The following is a 13,331-nucleotide window of genomic DNA, read 5'->3' on the forward strand; positions in this document are numbered from 1 at the left end:
GTGCCGGCACCGGTCGACCGCTGCGGCCGGTACGGGCACCGCCCTGAACACTGATGGGATCCACTTTGACAGACACCGCATCCCAGATCGGCGTTCGCTCCGCCCTGGACGTCGCCGCCCTGCGCGCCGCCACCCCCGGTGCGGCCCTGGCGCACCACCTCAACTCCGCCGGTGCCGCTCTGCCCAGCCTCACCGTGCTCGACACGGTCATCGCCCACCTGCGGCTGGAGTCCCGCCTCGGCGGCTACGAGGCCGCCGAGGCCGCCGGCGAGCGAACCGCCCAGGTGTACCAGCTCGTCGCCGATCTCATTGGCGCCTCCGCCGCCGACATCGCCCTGGTGGAGAGCGCCACCGTCGCCTGGCACCGGGCGATCGACGCGCTGCGGCTGCAGGCCGGGGACCGGATCCTCGCCTCGGCGTCCAGCTACGTCAGCTCGGCGCTGCACCTGCTCGAACTGCGCCGCACCCGGGGCATCGTCGTCGAGGTGCTGCCCACCGACGACTCCGGCGGTGTCGACCTGTACCAGCTGGAGCAGGCCCTGCGCCGACCGGCGGCGCTGGTCACGGTGGCCCACGTACCGACCTCGTCGGCGTTGATCGAGCCCGTCGCACAGGTCGGCGCCCTGTCTGCCGCCGCCGGGGTGCCGCTGCTGGTCGACGCGACCCAGTCGGTGGGTCAACTGCCGGTCGACGTACGGGCGATGCGGGCCGGCATCGTGGTCGCCACCGGCCGCAAGTTCCTGCGGGGTCCGCGCGGCACCGGGCTGCTCTACCTCGACCCGGCGCTGCACGAGCAGGCCCGCCCACTGACCCCGGACGTACGGGGTGCCCGGTGGACCAGCGACGAGGAGTACGACCTGCTGCCCGGCGCGCGACGCTACGAGACCTGGGAAGCGTCGCACGCGTTGCGGCTCGGTCTGGGCGCCGCCCTCACCGAGGCGCTCGCCATCGGCGTCGACGTGATCTCGGCGTACGTCAGCGGGTTGGCCGCCCGGTTGCGCGCCGGCCTGGCCGGGCTCGCCGGGGTGCGGGTGGTCGACCCGCCGGCGGCCGGCGGCGGCATCGTCACGTTCGTCCGCGACGGCGAGGAACCGGCACAGACGGTACGCACCCTACGGGCCGCCGGCCTGCACCTGGTCGCCGTGCCGGCCAGCCACGGGCAGTGGGACCTGGGTCGACGCGGCCTGCCGGCCGTGGTCCGCGCCTCGGTGCACGTCTACAACGACGACAGTGACATCGACGCGCTGCTCACCCAGCTGGCCCGCCCGGTCCCGCCCGCCGCCGGGCAGGTGACGACGCCCGAACCGGCGCCGCCGTCGCCGGTCGTCGCCCCGCCCCCCGGCCCCAGCTCCGGCACCCTTGCCACCGGTGCCGCCCCTGCCCTGGTCACCGGCACCGACCGGCACGCCGACGTGGTGGTGGTCGGCGCCGGCATCCACGGCCGCAGCGCCGCCTGGTCGCTGGCCGCCCGGGGGGTCCGGGTGGTGCAGCTCGACCGGCACCCGGCCGACCACACCGACGGCTCGTCGCACGGGCGGACCCGGATGATCCGGCGCGCCTACCCGTCGCCGGTCTGGGACGACCTGGTGCAGCGGGCGTACACCGGCTGGCACGAGCTGGAGCAGGCCGCCGATCGCCGGTTGGTCACCACCGTCGGTGGGCTCTACGCCCGGCCGGCCCGGTCCAGCGGCACGCTGCGGGGCCCGGGGTGCATGCTGGTCGACGCCAACCAGGCCGCCGGAATCCTGCCCGGCCTGGTCCTCGGCGCCGACATGGTCGCCGTCCACGACCCGGCGGCGGGCGTCATCGACGCGGCAGCCGCGATGTCGGCGCTGGCCGCGCTCGGTGCCGCCGCCGGGGTGGACCGCCGGGACGGTTGCGCCGTCACCGGCTGGCACCCCGACGGTGCCGGGGTCCGGGTGCGCACCGACGACGGTGACCTGCTCGCCGACCGGCTGGTGATCTGCGCCGGCCCGTGGACCGCCGATCTGGTGCCGGATCTCGCCGGCCAACTCTCCGTCGTACGGATCGTCAACATCCACATCGGCTCGTCGTCCCCGGCGCTGCTGGCCCCGCCGGCGCTCGGCCCCTTCTCGGTGGAGGTCCCCGGCGTCGGGCTGCTCTACGGCATCCCGGCGTACGGCCCGGACACGGTCAAGGTCGGCTTCGACCACGGGCCCGTCGACGACCTCACCCGGCCGCCCGGGCCGGTCACCGCCGCCGAGCGCGACGCGTTGCTCACCGTCGCGCGCCGGTTCCTGCCGGCCGCCGACGGCCCGGTCACCGCCGAGGTGGCCTGCCGCTACACGATGGCGCCGGGCAACCGGTTCGCGGTCGGGGCGCTGCCGGCGCATCCGCAGGTCCTGCTGGCGGCGGCCTGCTCCGGGCACGGGTTCAAGTTCGGCCCGGCGATCGGCGCGGCGCTGGCCGACCTGGCCACCGGGGTGCCCCGGTCGGACCTGGACTTCCTCGCCCCGGCGGCGATGGGCGTGGCCGGGATCGTGCCCGGCGACCCGGACGGTCCCGGCCCCGACCCGGTCACCCCCGGAACACCGTCGCCGACCGCCGCTCGTACCAGCGAGCCAACTGCTCACCGGCGCTGATCACATGGGCCTGCATCTCGCGTCGGGCGCGCTCACCGTCCTCTTCGGCCAGCGCCGCGATGATCCGCTCGTGCTCGTGGAAGTTGTCGTCGCGGTGCCGGGGGTTGTCCTGCAGCACCAGCGCGGAGACGTTGCGCGGGAACGCCTCGTTGATCTCCTTGATCACCCGGGCCAGCCAGTCGTTGCCGGCGACCTGGTGGATCAGGGTGTGGAACCGGTCGTTCGCGGCGTTGGTCGACGTCGCCAGGGCCAGCCTGGCGCGGGCGACCCCCGGGTCGTCCTCGACCCGTCGTTGCGGGATGTTGCCCCGGGCCGCCTGCTCGGTGCGACGCAGCAACGAGTTGGCCGCCCGCAGCTCGTCGAGGACGTCGTCGGTGATCCGGCTGACCGCCCGCTCGCAGGCCAGCGCCTCGAGCTCGGCGCGGACCTCGTAGGCCTCGCGGACCTCCCAGGGCGCCGGCACCCGCACCACCGCGCCCCGGTGCGGCACCACCTCGATCAGCCCACCGGTCTGCAACTGCCGCAGCGCCTCGCGGACCGGGGTCCGGCTGACGCCGAGCAGCTTGGCCAGTTCCGCCTGACGCAGCTGGGCACCGATCGGGATCTCGCCAGACATGATCTTGGCGCGGATGGCGGCGGCGGTGGCGTCGACGAGGGCACTGCTGGTCGTTTCCGTCGAGCTGACTGGCATGCCCGGTGCCCCTGTCTGATCGGTGTACGGCGTAGCCGGCCGGACGTCCGGCCGGCTGCCATCGCCTCCACAGTGGTGCGATGTGGGTGTCACGATAGCAAGCCCGCCCGGAGAGCTGCGGGTCCCGTACATTTGCCTTTGGATCCCGGTTTTGGATCCAAACATCCTGCGGTAGTATCCGAGACTACCTTGGCCAGGGAGTTTTCCGGAAGCACCGGCCCGCCGCAGCCGCACCGACCCCGACGCAGACCGACCCAGGCGAGCCGGACCACCCCGGGACGACTCCCGCGACGGCGACAGGAGCAACCGTGAGTGCCTGCCACCCCACCCCGGACGCACGGACCCACCGCAGCCACCCGCTCGACCCGCCGAGCCCGGCGGAGATCGCCCGTGCCGTGGCGGCCGCCCGCGCCGATGGCCGGCTCGGCGAGCGGACCCGCTACTGGGGCGCCACGCTGGACGAAGCCCACGCCCGTGCCGTCGCCACCGGGGCCGCCGCTGCCGGCGAGGTCCGCATCGGGCTGGTGGCCATGGACCACGCCGCCGGCACCGCCTGGGAGATCGACGTCGCGTTGACTGCAGGAACGGACGGCGCCGCCGACCGGTGCCTCGACTGGCGTCCGCTCGACCCACGCCGGCCGGGCATCACCTCCGAGGAGGCCCGCGCCGCCGCCCAGGCCTGCCGGCAGAGCCCGCTGTTCCGTGAGGTGCTCGCCAAGCGGGGCATCCACGACGTCTCCCTGGTCATGGTCGACGCCGAGTCGATGGGCGGCTTCGAGCCGAAGCGCTACGCCGACCGTCGGCTGACCTGGGGCACCGTCTGGCACCGGGTCGACGAGGGCGACAACGGCTACGTCCGCCCGGTGCAGGGCGTGGTGCCGATCATCGACATGGCCACCATGGAGGTGCTGGAGGTCGAGGACCACGGGGTGGTCCCGATCTCGGACGAGGCCGGCCCGCTGGAGGCGGCGGCCTGGCCGACCCGACCCGGCCTCAAGCCGCTGGACGTGGTGCAGCCCGACGGGCCCAGCTTCGACGTCGACGGCTGGCAGGTCAGCTGGCAGGGCTGGCGGCTGCGGGTCGGGTTCACCCACCGGGAGGGCCTGGTCCTGCACGACCTGGAGTTCCAGGGGCGACCGGTGGTCAAGCGGGCCGCCTGCAACGAGATGTACGTGCCGTACCTGGACCCCAACTCCACCCAGTACCGCAAGAACTTCTTCGACTGGGGCGAGTACGGTGCCGGACCACTGACCAACTCGCTGGCCCTGGGCTGCGACTGCCTCGGCGTCATCTACTACTTCGACACCGCCTACCTCGGCGGCGACGGCGACCCGGTGACCATCCCGAACGCGATCTGCATGCACGAGGAGGACCACAGCGTCCTCTGGAAGCACAACGACCTGCGCCGTGGGGTCAGCCAGGTGCGTCGCTCCCGGCGACTGGTGATCTCGAACTTCCAGACGGTGGCCAACTACGACTACGGCTTCTACTGGTCGCTGTACCAGGACGGCCGCATCGAGCTGGAGGTCAAGCTCACCGGCATGCTCTCCGCCTCCGGCATTCACGACGGCGACGAGGTGCGCTACGGCCGGGTCGTCGCACCGAACGTGCAGACCCCCACCCACCAGCACTACTTCGGGCTGCGCCTGGACATGGCGGTGGACGGGCCGCACAACCGCCTCGTCGAGGAGCATGCCGAGGGGGAGACCGATCCGGCGCTCGACCCGTACGGCAACGCGGTGCGCAACGTGCGGACCCCGCTGCTGCGCGAGTCGCAGGCCGCGCGGCGCACCGACCCGGCGACCGCGCGGCGCTGGCGGGTGGAGAGCGCCACCCGGACCAACCGGTACGGTGAACCGACCGCCTACCGGCTGCTGTTGCCGAACACCACCCGGTCGTTCGCCCGGCCCGATTCGGTGATGGCCCGCCGGGCACCGTTCATCCATCAGCATCTGTGGGCCACGCCGTACGACCCGAGCGAGCAGTTCCTCGGCGGCCAGTACCCCAACCACGCCGAGCCCGGCTCCGACGGGGTCCAGGTCTGGCAGCGTCAGGACCGGTCGATCGACGGCACCGAGTTGGTGCTCTGGCCGGTGCTCGGCACCCACCACTTCCCCCGCCCGGAGCAGTGGCCGGTGATGCCGGTGGACGCCATCCACATGATCCTGGAGCCGGACGGCTTCTTCGACCGCAATCCGGCGATGGACGTGCCGGATCCGGCGGCGGCGCGGGGCACCGCGGACGCCTGCTGCGCGACCGACTCTGACGTGGTGCCGGCCGACTGACGGCCGGTACGCCGGCCGCCAGTCGACCGGCCACGGGGAAATATCCACATTAGCCCGAGCGTCCGGAAATCAGACGTTCACAATCGCGATACGGTCCCGAATTGGGTACCGCAGATCATGGTTTTGGATCCAATCCTGATGAAATTTAATCCATCTTCGTCCCATACCCTGCCGAGGAGCGCACTATGTCGGACGATTTCCGCAATCTTCCACAGAACCTGATATCCCGTCGCGCGATGCTGCGCGGCGCCGGCCTGCTCGGCCTCGGCTTCGGCGCCAGCAGCCTGCTCGCGGCCTGTGGCGTCGCGTCTGACGGCAACGACGACGGCGACGACAGCGGCACCACCGGCGGCACCCTGACCCTCGGGATCGACGCCACCAGCGCCGTCAACGACCCCGCTTTCTACACCTCGCTCGGTGACTGGATGGCCGTCGACTGCATCTGCCGGGGCCTGACCTTCATCTCGTTCGAGACCACCGAGCCGCAGGCCGACCTGGCCGAGAGCTGGGAAATCTCCGACGACGGACTGACCTACACGTTCACCCTGCGCCAGGGGGTGACCTTCCACGACGGCAACACCTTCACCTCCGCCGACGTGCTGGCCAGTCTCGGCCGGCAGTTCAACGCCGACGACCCGACCCTGCCCGACGGTGCCTCCCGGCCGTTGAACAGCCTCGGCGCCAACGTCGCCTCGCTCGACGCCCCCGACGAGTACACCGTGGTGATGGTGCTCAACACCCCCGACGCGACGGTGCTCAACCGGCTGTCCGACATCGGTGGGCGGATCATCTCCAAGGCCGCCCTCGACGAGTACGGCGCCGACATCGGCAAGAACCTCGTCGGCACCGGGCCGTTCAAGTTCTCCTCGGCGACCGCCGGCCAGCAGGTGGTGCTGACCGCGTTCGACGACTACCGCACCGGCCGTCCCAAGGTCGACCGGTTGGTGCTGCAGCAGGTGCAGGACCCGTCGACGATCGTGAGCTCGCTGCTCAGCGGCGACCTGTCCGCCACCCAGTTCACCCCGTACTCGGCGATCGAACAGCTGAAGGCCGACGACGCGGTGACCTTCCACGAGACGCCGTACAGCTTCGACGCCATGATGATGATCGACGCCCGGCGGATCCCGGAGCTGGAGGTGCGCCAGGCCATCAACCTGGCGATCGACCGGGAAGCGATCATCGCCCAGGCGTTCTTCGGCATCGCGGCCCTGCCCGAGGGATACACCATCCCGCCGTCGCAGAACGGCTACGACCCGAGCCTGGCCGACCTGAGCCGGTTCGACCCCGACGAGGCCCGCCGGCTGATCGAGGCCGCCGGTGCCACCGGTCGTGAGGTCGCCCTGATGGCCGCCAGCGACTCGTGGCACCCGCGTGCCGCCCAGATCGTCGCGCAGAACCTCACCGACATCGGGCTGACCGTGGTCACCGACTCGGTCGACCCGGCCACCTACTTCAGCCGGCTGCTCGACCCGGACGACCCGTTCCACGAGCTGATGATCTGGGAACGCAACTCCTACATCCCGGACCCGGACAACATGATCGGCGCGATGGGGATGCCGTCCGGTGTGTACGGCGACTTCACCTCCGGGTTCAAGACCCTGCCCGGGTCGGAGGCGTTCGCCGCCGACCTGGCCGCGGCGAAGAACCTGCCCAACGGCGACGAGCGCACCGCCGCGTACACCGACATCCAGCGTCGCTTCGCCGAGCAGTACATGGTGCTGTCGATGCTCTGCTACTCGGCCAACCCGGTGGTCACCGGCGCCAACGTCGAAGGTGCCAACGTCGCCGCGCTCGGCAGCCACCGCTGCTTCATGGAGAACGCCAGTGTCTGAGTCCACCCCCTCGGCCCGTCCGGGGGAGCAGTGACGGTCGCAGGGGCGCGGCCGGTCGGGCGATGGAGAGCCGGCTACGCCCGGCGCTCCATCGCCCGGTCCTGGCTGGCCGCCGTCTCGTGGCTGGTGCTGATCGGGTTCATCCTGATCGCTCTGGTCGGCCCGCTGCTCGTCGGCGCCGACCCGGAACGCCAGACCAACGTGACGCTGGCCGGGGTCGGCGCGGCCGGGCATCCGCTCGGCACCGACGACCTCGGCCGCGACTTCCTCGCCCGGCTGGTGTACGGCGCCCGACCGCTGTTGCAGGTCGCCTTCCTCGCCACCGGCCTCGCCGCGGCCATCGGCACCACCGTCGGGATGCTCGCCGGCTACCTCGGCGGCTGGGGGGAGCAGATCCTGATGCGGTTGACCGACATCGGGCTGGCCTTCCCGTCGATGCTTCTGATCATCCTGGTCGTCGCGGCCAGCGGTCCCGGCGTCACCAGCCTGGTGATCGGCGTCGGGATCGCCCTGTCACCCGGGTTGGCCCGGCTGGCCCGGGCGCTGACCGCCCGCGAGGCCGCGCGGGACTACGTCCTCGCCGCCCGCCTCGGCGGCACCCGGTCGCCCCGGATCATCGTGCAGGAGATCCTGCCAAACATCGCCGGCCCGATGCTCGCCCAGGTGGTGATGACCCTCTCCGTCGCCGCCGGGTTCGCCGCCGGCCTGTCCTACCTGGGGCTGGGCATCCAGCCGCCGACCCCGGACTGGGGCTACATGGTGCAGGCCGGGCAGGAGTTCATCTACTCGGCACCCCGACTGGTGGTGCTGCCCGCCGCGCTGACGCTGACCTTCGTGGTCGCCGGCAACTTCGTCGGCGACGACCTGCGCGACGCGCTGGACCCGAGGAGCCGCCGATGATCCGGCTGCTGCGCGGCAGGTCGCTGCCGATGCTGACGGTACGCCGGCTCGCCAGCGTCCCGCTGGTGCTGTTCGTCCTCGCCTCGCTGGTGTTCCTGGCCATCCGCCGGCTGCCCGGCTCGCCGTCGTCGACGCTGGCCGTCAGCGGCACCCAGGGGCTCACCGCCGAACAGATCTCCGCCAACGAGGCCCGGATCAACGAGGCGCTCGGCCTGGACCGGCCGGTCTGGGAGCAGTACCTCACCTACCTCGGTGACCTGGCCCGGCTCGACCTCGGTCGGTCGTTCTACGGCGGCAACGACGTACTGGGCCTGCTCGGTGGGGCGCTGCCGGCGACCATCGAGCTGACCGTCGCCGCGATGCTGATCGCCGTGGTGCTCGGCGTGGTCACCGGGGTGATCGCCGCGTTGCGCAAGGACACCTGGGTGGACACCACCACCCGGTCCATCGCCACGGTCAGCTTCTCGCTGCCCTGGTTCGCCCTCGGCGTACTCAGCATCGTGATCTTCGGGGTGTGGCTGCGCTGGCTGCCGGTCATCGGCCGGCTGCCCAGCCAGCTCGACTACCGGCCCACCACCAACTTCGTGCTGCTCGACGCGATCCTGCAGGACCGGCCGGAGCTCGTCTGGCCCTGGCTGCAGTACCTGATCCTGCCGGCCACGACCCTGGCGTTGGCGATGGCCGGGTTCATCACCCGGATCGTGCGGGCCTCGGTGCTGGAGGTGCTCAGCGACGACTTCGTGCGGACCGCCCGGATGAAGGGCCTGCGGGAGCGGACCATCCTGCGCCGGCACGTGCTGCGCAACGCCGGGCTGCCCATCGTGACCGTGCTCGGCCTTCAGTTCGGCTCGCTGCTCGGCGGCTCGGTGATCACTGAGACCGTCTTCTCCTATCCCGGCGTCGGCAATCTGCTGGTCAGCTCGGTGCTGCAACGCGACTACCCGGTCGTCCAGGGAGCCGCGTTGGCGATCGCGTTGCTCTTCGTACTGGTCAACGCCGCCGTCGACCTGTTCTACCTGGTCCTCGATCCCCGCCTGCGGAAAGGATGAGTCCATCATGGATATTGTGCTGGTGCACGGTGCCGGCGGCACCCCGAGCACCTGGTCCGGCGTCGCACCGCTGCTGCGCGCCGCCGGCCACCGGGTGCAGCTGGTCACCAATCCGATGAACTCGCTGCGGGAGGACGTGGCCAACACCGCCGCCCTTCTCGACGCCACCGCCGGGCCGGTGCTGCTGGTCGGCCACTCCTACGGCGGCGCGGTGATCACCAACGTCGGCCGGGACGAGCGGGTGGCCGGGCTCGTCTACGTCTGCGCGTTCGCCCCCGACGAAGGCGAATCCATCCAGGACATCATCGGCCGGTATCCGCCGGCCGAGGTCAGCCGGCACATGCGGCGTGGACCCGACGGCGAATGGTTCTCCGACCACAGCCCCGAGTACTGGGCCGAGATCGGCTGGGATGTGCCCGAGGACGAACGGGCCAGCTTCGACGCCGACTCGCGGCCCAGCTCCAACGCGATCTTCGCCGAGCCCACCGGGGTGCCCGCCTGGCGCACCACGCCGGCCTGGTACCTGGTCGCCGCGCAGGACAAGACGCTGCGTCCGGACACCCAACGGGACATGGCGGCCCGCGCCGGCGCCACCGTCGCCGAGATCACCGGCAGCCACTTCACCCCCCGGGTCTGGCCCCGCGAGGTGGCCGACCTGGTGGAGCGGGCCGCCGCCAGCCTCGCCGGAGCGCCCCGGTGACCTCCGCCCCGGCGGCCCCGGCACCGCCCGTACTGTCCGTACGCGGGCTGCGGGTCGAGTTCGACGTGCCCGCCGGACGGCTGCCTGCCGTCGCCGGCGTCGACCTCGACCTGTACGCCGGGGAGATCCTCGCCCTGGTCGGCGAGTCCGGTTCCGGCAAGTCCGCCCTGGCGATGAGCCTGGTCGGGCTCAACCGCGCACCGGGCACCCACATCAGCGGCGAGGTCGACTTCAACGGGTGCAACCTCGCCACCGCCAGCGAGGCCACCCTGCGCCAGGTCCGGGGCAGGGACGTCTCGGTGGTGTTCCAGGACGCCCTCGCCGCGCTCAACCCGCTGCAACGCGCCGGTGCCCAGGTCGCCGAGATGATCCGCACCCACCAGCGGGTCAGCCGGGCGCAGGCCTGGCGGCGGGCCGAGGAACTGCTCGCCGACGTCGGTATCGCCAACCCGGCCCGTAACGCCCGCGCCTACCCGCACCAGCTTTCCGGCGGGATGCGGCAACGCGTCATGATCGCCATCGGGCTGGCCAACGACCCGACCGTGCTCATCGCCGACGAGCCGACCACCGCCCTGGACGTGACCATCCAGGCCCAGGTGCTGGCCACCCTCAAACGGCTGCAGGCCGAGCACGGCACCTCGATCGTGCTGATCACCCACGACCTGGGGGTGGTCGCCGAGGTGGCCGACCGGGTGGCCGTCATGTACGGCGGCCGCATCGTCGAACAGGGCACCCGCGACCAGGTGCTGTACCAGCCGCAACACCCGTACACGATGGGCCTGCTGGACTCGGTGCCCCGGGTCGACGGTCCGGTCGCCGACGCGTTGCCAGCCATCCCCGGCAGCCCGCTCACCGGCGTCACCCGCCCGCCGGGCTGCGGCTTCGCCCCGCGCTGCGCGCTGCACCACGACGGCTGCGACACCGCGCCACCCGAGCTGATCCGCCGGTACGGCGACGCCGGCCACCTCGACGCCTGCCTGCTCGACGCGGCAGCCCGCCACGCCGCCCGTAGCCCCGCACGAGTCGGAGGTCAGCCGTGACCGGTGTGCCGCTGATCCAGCTGACCGGCCTGCGGGTGGAGTACCCCGGGCGCGGCGGGGACCCGGTCCGCGCCGTGCGCGACGTCGACCTGGAGATCCGGTCGGGGGAGACCCTCGGCCTGGTCGGCGAGTCCGGCTGCGGCAAGTCCACCCTCGGCCGGGCCATCCTGCGGATCACCGAACCCACCGCCGGCAGCATCCGACTGCTCGGCAAGGAGATCACCGGCCTGCGCGGCACGGTGTTCCGGCAGACCCGCGCCGACCTGCAGATGGTGTTCCAGGATCCGTTCAGCTCGTTGAACCCCCGGCGGCGGATCGCCGACAGCGTCGCCGAGCCGCTGCTGCGCGGCCGGGGCATGAGCCGGGCCCAGGCCCGCCGTACCGTTGACGACCTGCTCGACCTCGTCGGGCTGGGCCGCGACGCCGGCCGGCGCCGGCCGCACGAGTTCTCCGGCGGGCAGCGGCAACGGATCGGCATCGCCCGCGCGCTCGCCCCGTCCCCCCGGTTCATCGTCGCCGACGAGCCGGTCTCCGCCCTCGACGTCTCCATCCAGGCCCAGGTGGTCAACCTGCTCGCCGACCTGACCCGCGAGCGCGGCCTGACCATGCTGTTCATCTCGCACGACCTGGGCGTGGTGCGGCACATCGCCGATCGGATCGCCGTCATGTACCTCGGCCAGATCATCGAGGTCGCCGACCGCGACGCGTTCTTCGCCGGCCCGGCGCACCCGTACAGCGAGGCACTGCTGTCGGCCGTACCGACGCTGGACCGCACCGGCGGGCGGGAGCGGATCGTGCTCGCCGGCGAGCTGCCCGATCCTGCGCATCCGCCGGCCGGCTGCCTGTTCCACACCAGATGCCGGTACGCCGTCGACCGCTGCCGCAGCGAACCCCCCGCGTTGCGGCCCATCGCCGCGGACCGCACGGTCCGCTGCCATCTGCCCCTGGTGCCGGCCGACATCCCGGCACCATCGACCGTCACCACCGGAGGCGCACCACGATGATCATCGACGCGTACAACACCACCCAGGACGTACGGGGCCGGTCCGACTACCTCACCGGTGCCCGTCCCGGCCAGGCCCCGCCGCCGTACACACCGTTCGACCCGCGCCGCATCCTGGACCGGATGGACGCCGCCGGGGTGGACATGGCGATGGTCTGCTCGCTGGCCCAGCGGATCGAGAACGACTTCATCATCGGCCTGACGAAGGCGTACCCCGACCGGCTGTTCGGGTTCGGGCAGGTCCGCCCGGCCGACGACGACGCGCTCGACGAGATCGCCCGGATCGCCGACGCCGGCCTCAAGGGCCTCAAACTGCATCCGAGCATGCACGGCTACCACGTCGCCGACCACGGTCTGCTCGACCCGGTCTTCGCCGCCTGCGCCGAACACGGTCTGATGGTGCTGATCAACGCGCTCGACGACGCGTTCTGCGCACCCCTGGCGATCGAGGAGATCGCCAAGGGCCACCCGCAGGTGCCGACGATCATCGCCCACATGGGCGCGGTGTGGAACGTCCCGGAGGCGATCATCGTCGCCGAACGCAACCCGCACATCTACCTGGAGACCTCGGCGACGCTGATCAGCGACGTCCGGCGCGCGTACGCCCGGCTCGGCCCGGAGCAGATCCTGCTCGGCAGCGAGTGGCCCGGCTCCGACTTCGACCTGGAACGGATGAAGATCGCCAAGGCGATCCCGGACGCGGCCGACCGGGCCCTGGTCGAGGGCGGCAACATGGCGAAACTCCTCGGGATCTCCGCGTGACCGCCGCCGACGTCGCCCCGGTGCCGCCGCCGGCCGACATGGCCCCGGGCGACGTCGAACTGCTCGACGTCGCCCAGCGGCTGCTGTCGAAGGTCTGGGTCGCCGGCCGACACGAGGTCGCCACCGCGCTGCGTACCCCCGACGGTGCCATCCACACCGGCGTCCACCTGGAAGGGTCATGCCGGCGCAGCTCCATCTGCGCCGAGGGGGTCGCCCTCGGGGCGGCCCGTGGCGCGCTGGCACCGGACGCACCGCTCACCGTCGACAGCGTCGTCTCCGTCCAGATCAAACCCGCCGGACGGTTCCGGATCATCGCCCCGTGCGGCGTGTGCCGGGAGCTGATCAGTGACTACAGCCCGCAGACCCGCGTCTGGATCACCACCGTCGACGGTGCCGTCACCGCCATGGCGGCCATCGACCTGCTCCCGGAGAAGTCCCGCCGCGCCTGGTGAGGCGACCCGACCGC

At 72.2% G+C, this 13,331-nt stretch carries 11 protein-coding genes; 10 read left to right on the forward strand and 1 reads right to left on the reverse strand.

The genetic code is table 11. The annotated features are described in order from the left end of the window. Nucleotides 1-65: 65 nt before the first annotated feature. Entirely contained in the window at nucleotides 66-2,603 is a 2,538-nt protein-coding gene (locus O7608_RS12765; RefSeq protein ID WP_289210164.1) for an FAD-dependent oxidoreductase, read from the forward strand. On the opposite strand, the gene O7608_RS12770 is transcribed toward O7608_RS12765, so the two are convergent. Continuing rightward, nucleotides 2,539-3,294: a GntR family transcriptional regulator gene (locus O7608_RS12770; RefSeq protein ID WP_289210165.1), complete on the reverse strand. Its 756-nt coding sequence runs from the start codon at nucleotides 3,292-3,294 to the stop codon at nucleotides 2,539-2,541. The genes O7608_RS12765 and O7608_RS12770 overlap by 65 nt on opposite strands. Before the next feature lie 308 nt (nucleotides 3,295-3,602). On the opposite strand from O7608_RS12770, the gene O7608_RS12775 reads away from it, so the two are divergent. The 9 genes from O7608_RS12775 (at nucleotide 3,603) to O7608_RS12815 (ending at nucleotide 13,317) form a co-directional block, all read left to right on the forward strand. Continuing rightward, nucleotides 3,603-5,579, forward strand: coding sequence for a primary-amine oxidase (locus O7608_RS12775; protein ID WP_289210166.1), 1,977 nt, complete (start codon nucleotides 3,603-3,605; stop codon nucleotides 5,577-5,579). Nucleotides 5,580-5,764: 185 nt separating this feature from the next. Further along, on the forward strand, nucleotides 5,765-7,411 hold the full coding sequence (locus O7608_RS12780; RefSeq protein WP_289210167.1) for an ABC transporter substrate-binding protein: 1,647 nt from the start codon (nucleotides 5,765-5,767) through the stop codon (nucleotides 7,409-7,411). Between the two features lie 30 nt (nucleotides 7,412-7,441). Continuing rightward, on the forward strand, nucleotides 7,442-8,311 hold the full coding sequence (locus O7608_RS12785; protein WP_289210168.1) for an ABC transporter permease: 870 nt from the start codon (nucleotides 7,442-7,444) through the stop codon (nucleotides 8,309-8,311). Beyond that, the gene (locus O7608_RS12790; RefSeq protein WP_289210169.1) at nucleotides 8,308-9,360 is read left to right on the forward strand and encodes an ABC transporter permease; all 1,053 of its coding nucleotides are present in this window, start codon (nucleotides 8,308-8,310) and stop codon (nucleotides 9,358-9,360) included. The genes O7608_RS12785 and O7608_RS12790 overlap by 4 nt, the downstream gene beginning before the upstream one ends. A gap of 7 nt (nucleotides 9,361-9,367) precedes the next feature. After that, complete coding sequence (locus O7608_RS12795; protein WP_289210170.1) at nucleotides 9,368-10,060, forward strand: alpha/beta fold hydrolase; 693 nt, start codon at nucleotides 9,368-9,370, stop codon at nucleotides 10,058-10,060. Next, the gene (locus O7608_RS12800) at nucleotides 10,057-11,100 is read left to right on the forward strand and encodes an ABC transporter ATP-binding protein (protein ID WP_289210171.1); all 1,044 of its coding nucleotides are present in this window, start codon (nucleotides 10,057-10,059) and stop codon (nucleotides 11,098-11,100) included. Before O7608_RS12795 ends, O7608_RS12800 begins: the two co-directional genes overlap by 4 nt. Further along, on the forward strand, nucleotides 11,097-12,104 hold the full coding sequence (locus O7608_RS12805) for an ABC transporter ATP-binding protein (protein WP_289210172.1): 1,008 nt from the start codon (nucleotides 11,097-11,099) through the stop codon (nucleotides 12,102-12,104). The genes O7608_RS12800 and O7608_RS12805 overlap by 4 nt, the downstream gene beginning before the upstream one ends. Continuing rightward, nucleotides 12,101-12,865 (forward strand): amidohydrolase family protein, encoded by a 765-nt coding sequence (locus tag O7608_RS12810; RefSeq protein WP_289210173.1) that lies wholly within the window; start codon nucleotides 12,101-12,103, stop codon nucleotides 12,863-12,865. The genes O7608_RS12805 and O7608_RS12810 overlap by 4 nt, the downstream gene beginning before the upstream one ends. Next, nucleotides 12,862-13,317 carry a cytidine/deoxycytidylate deaminase family protein gene (locus O7608_RS12815; RefSeq protein WP_289210174.1) on the forward strand — a complete coding sequence of 152 codons (456 nt, stop codon included), beginning with the start codon at nucleotides 12,862-12,864 and terminating at the stop codon, nucleotides 13,315-13,317. The genes O7608_RS12810 and O7608_RS12815 overlap by 4 nt, the downstream gene beginning before the upstream one ends. Nucleotides 13,318-13,331: the final 14 nt, after the last annotated feature.

This window comes from Solwaraspora sp. WMMA2056, assembly GCF_030345095.1.
In the GTDB taxonomy this organism is placed as follows: Bacteria; Actinomycetota; Actinomycetes; order Mycobacteriales; family Micromonosporaceae; genus Micromonospora_E.

Excerpts from the sequence above, each read along its gene's own strand:
- O7608_RS12770 (WP_289210165.1), bottom strand. The coding sequence starts at position 3,294 with ATGCCAGTCAGCTCGACGGAAACGACCAGCAGTGCCCTCGTCGACGCC.
- O7608_RS12780 (WP_289210167.1), top strand. The coding sequence starts at position 5,765 with ATGTCGGACGATTTCCGCAATCTTCCACAGAACCTGATATCCCGTCGC.
- O7608_RS12790 (WP_289210169.1), top strand. The coding sequence starts at position 8,308 with ATGATCCGGCTGCTGCGCGGCAGGTCGCTGCCGATGCTGACGGTACGC.
- O7608_RS12795 (WP_289210170.1), top strand. The coding sequence starts at position 9,368 with ATGGATATTGTGCTGGTGCACGGTGCCGGCGGCACCCCGAGCACCTGG.
- O7608_RS12810 (WP_289210173.1), top strand. The coding sequence starts at position 12,101 with ATGATCATCGACGCGTACAACACCACCCAGGACGTACGGGGCCGGTCC.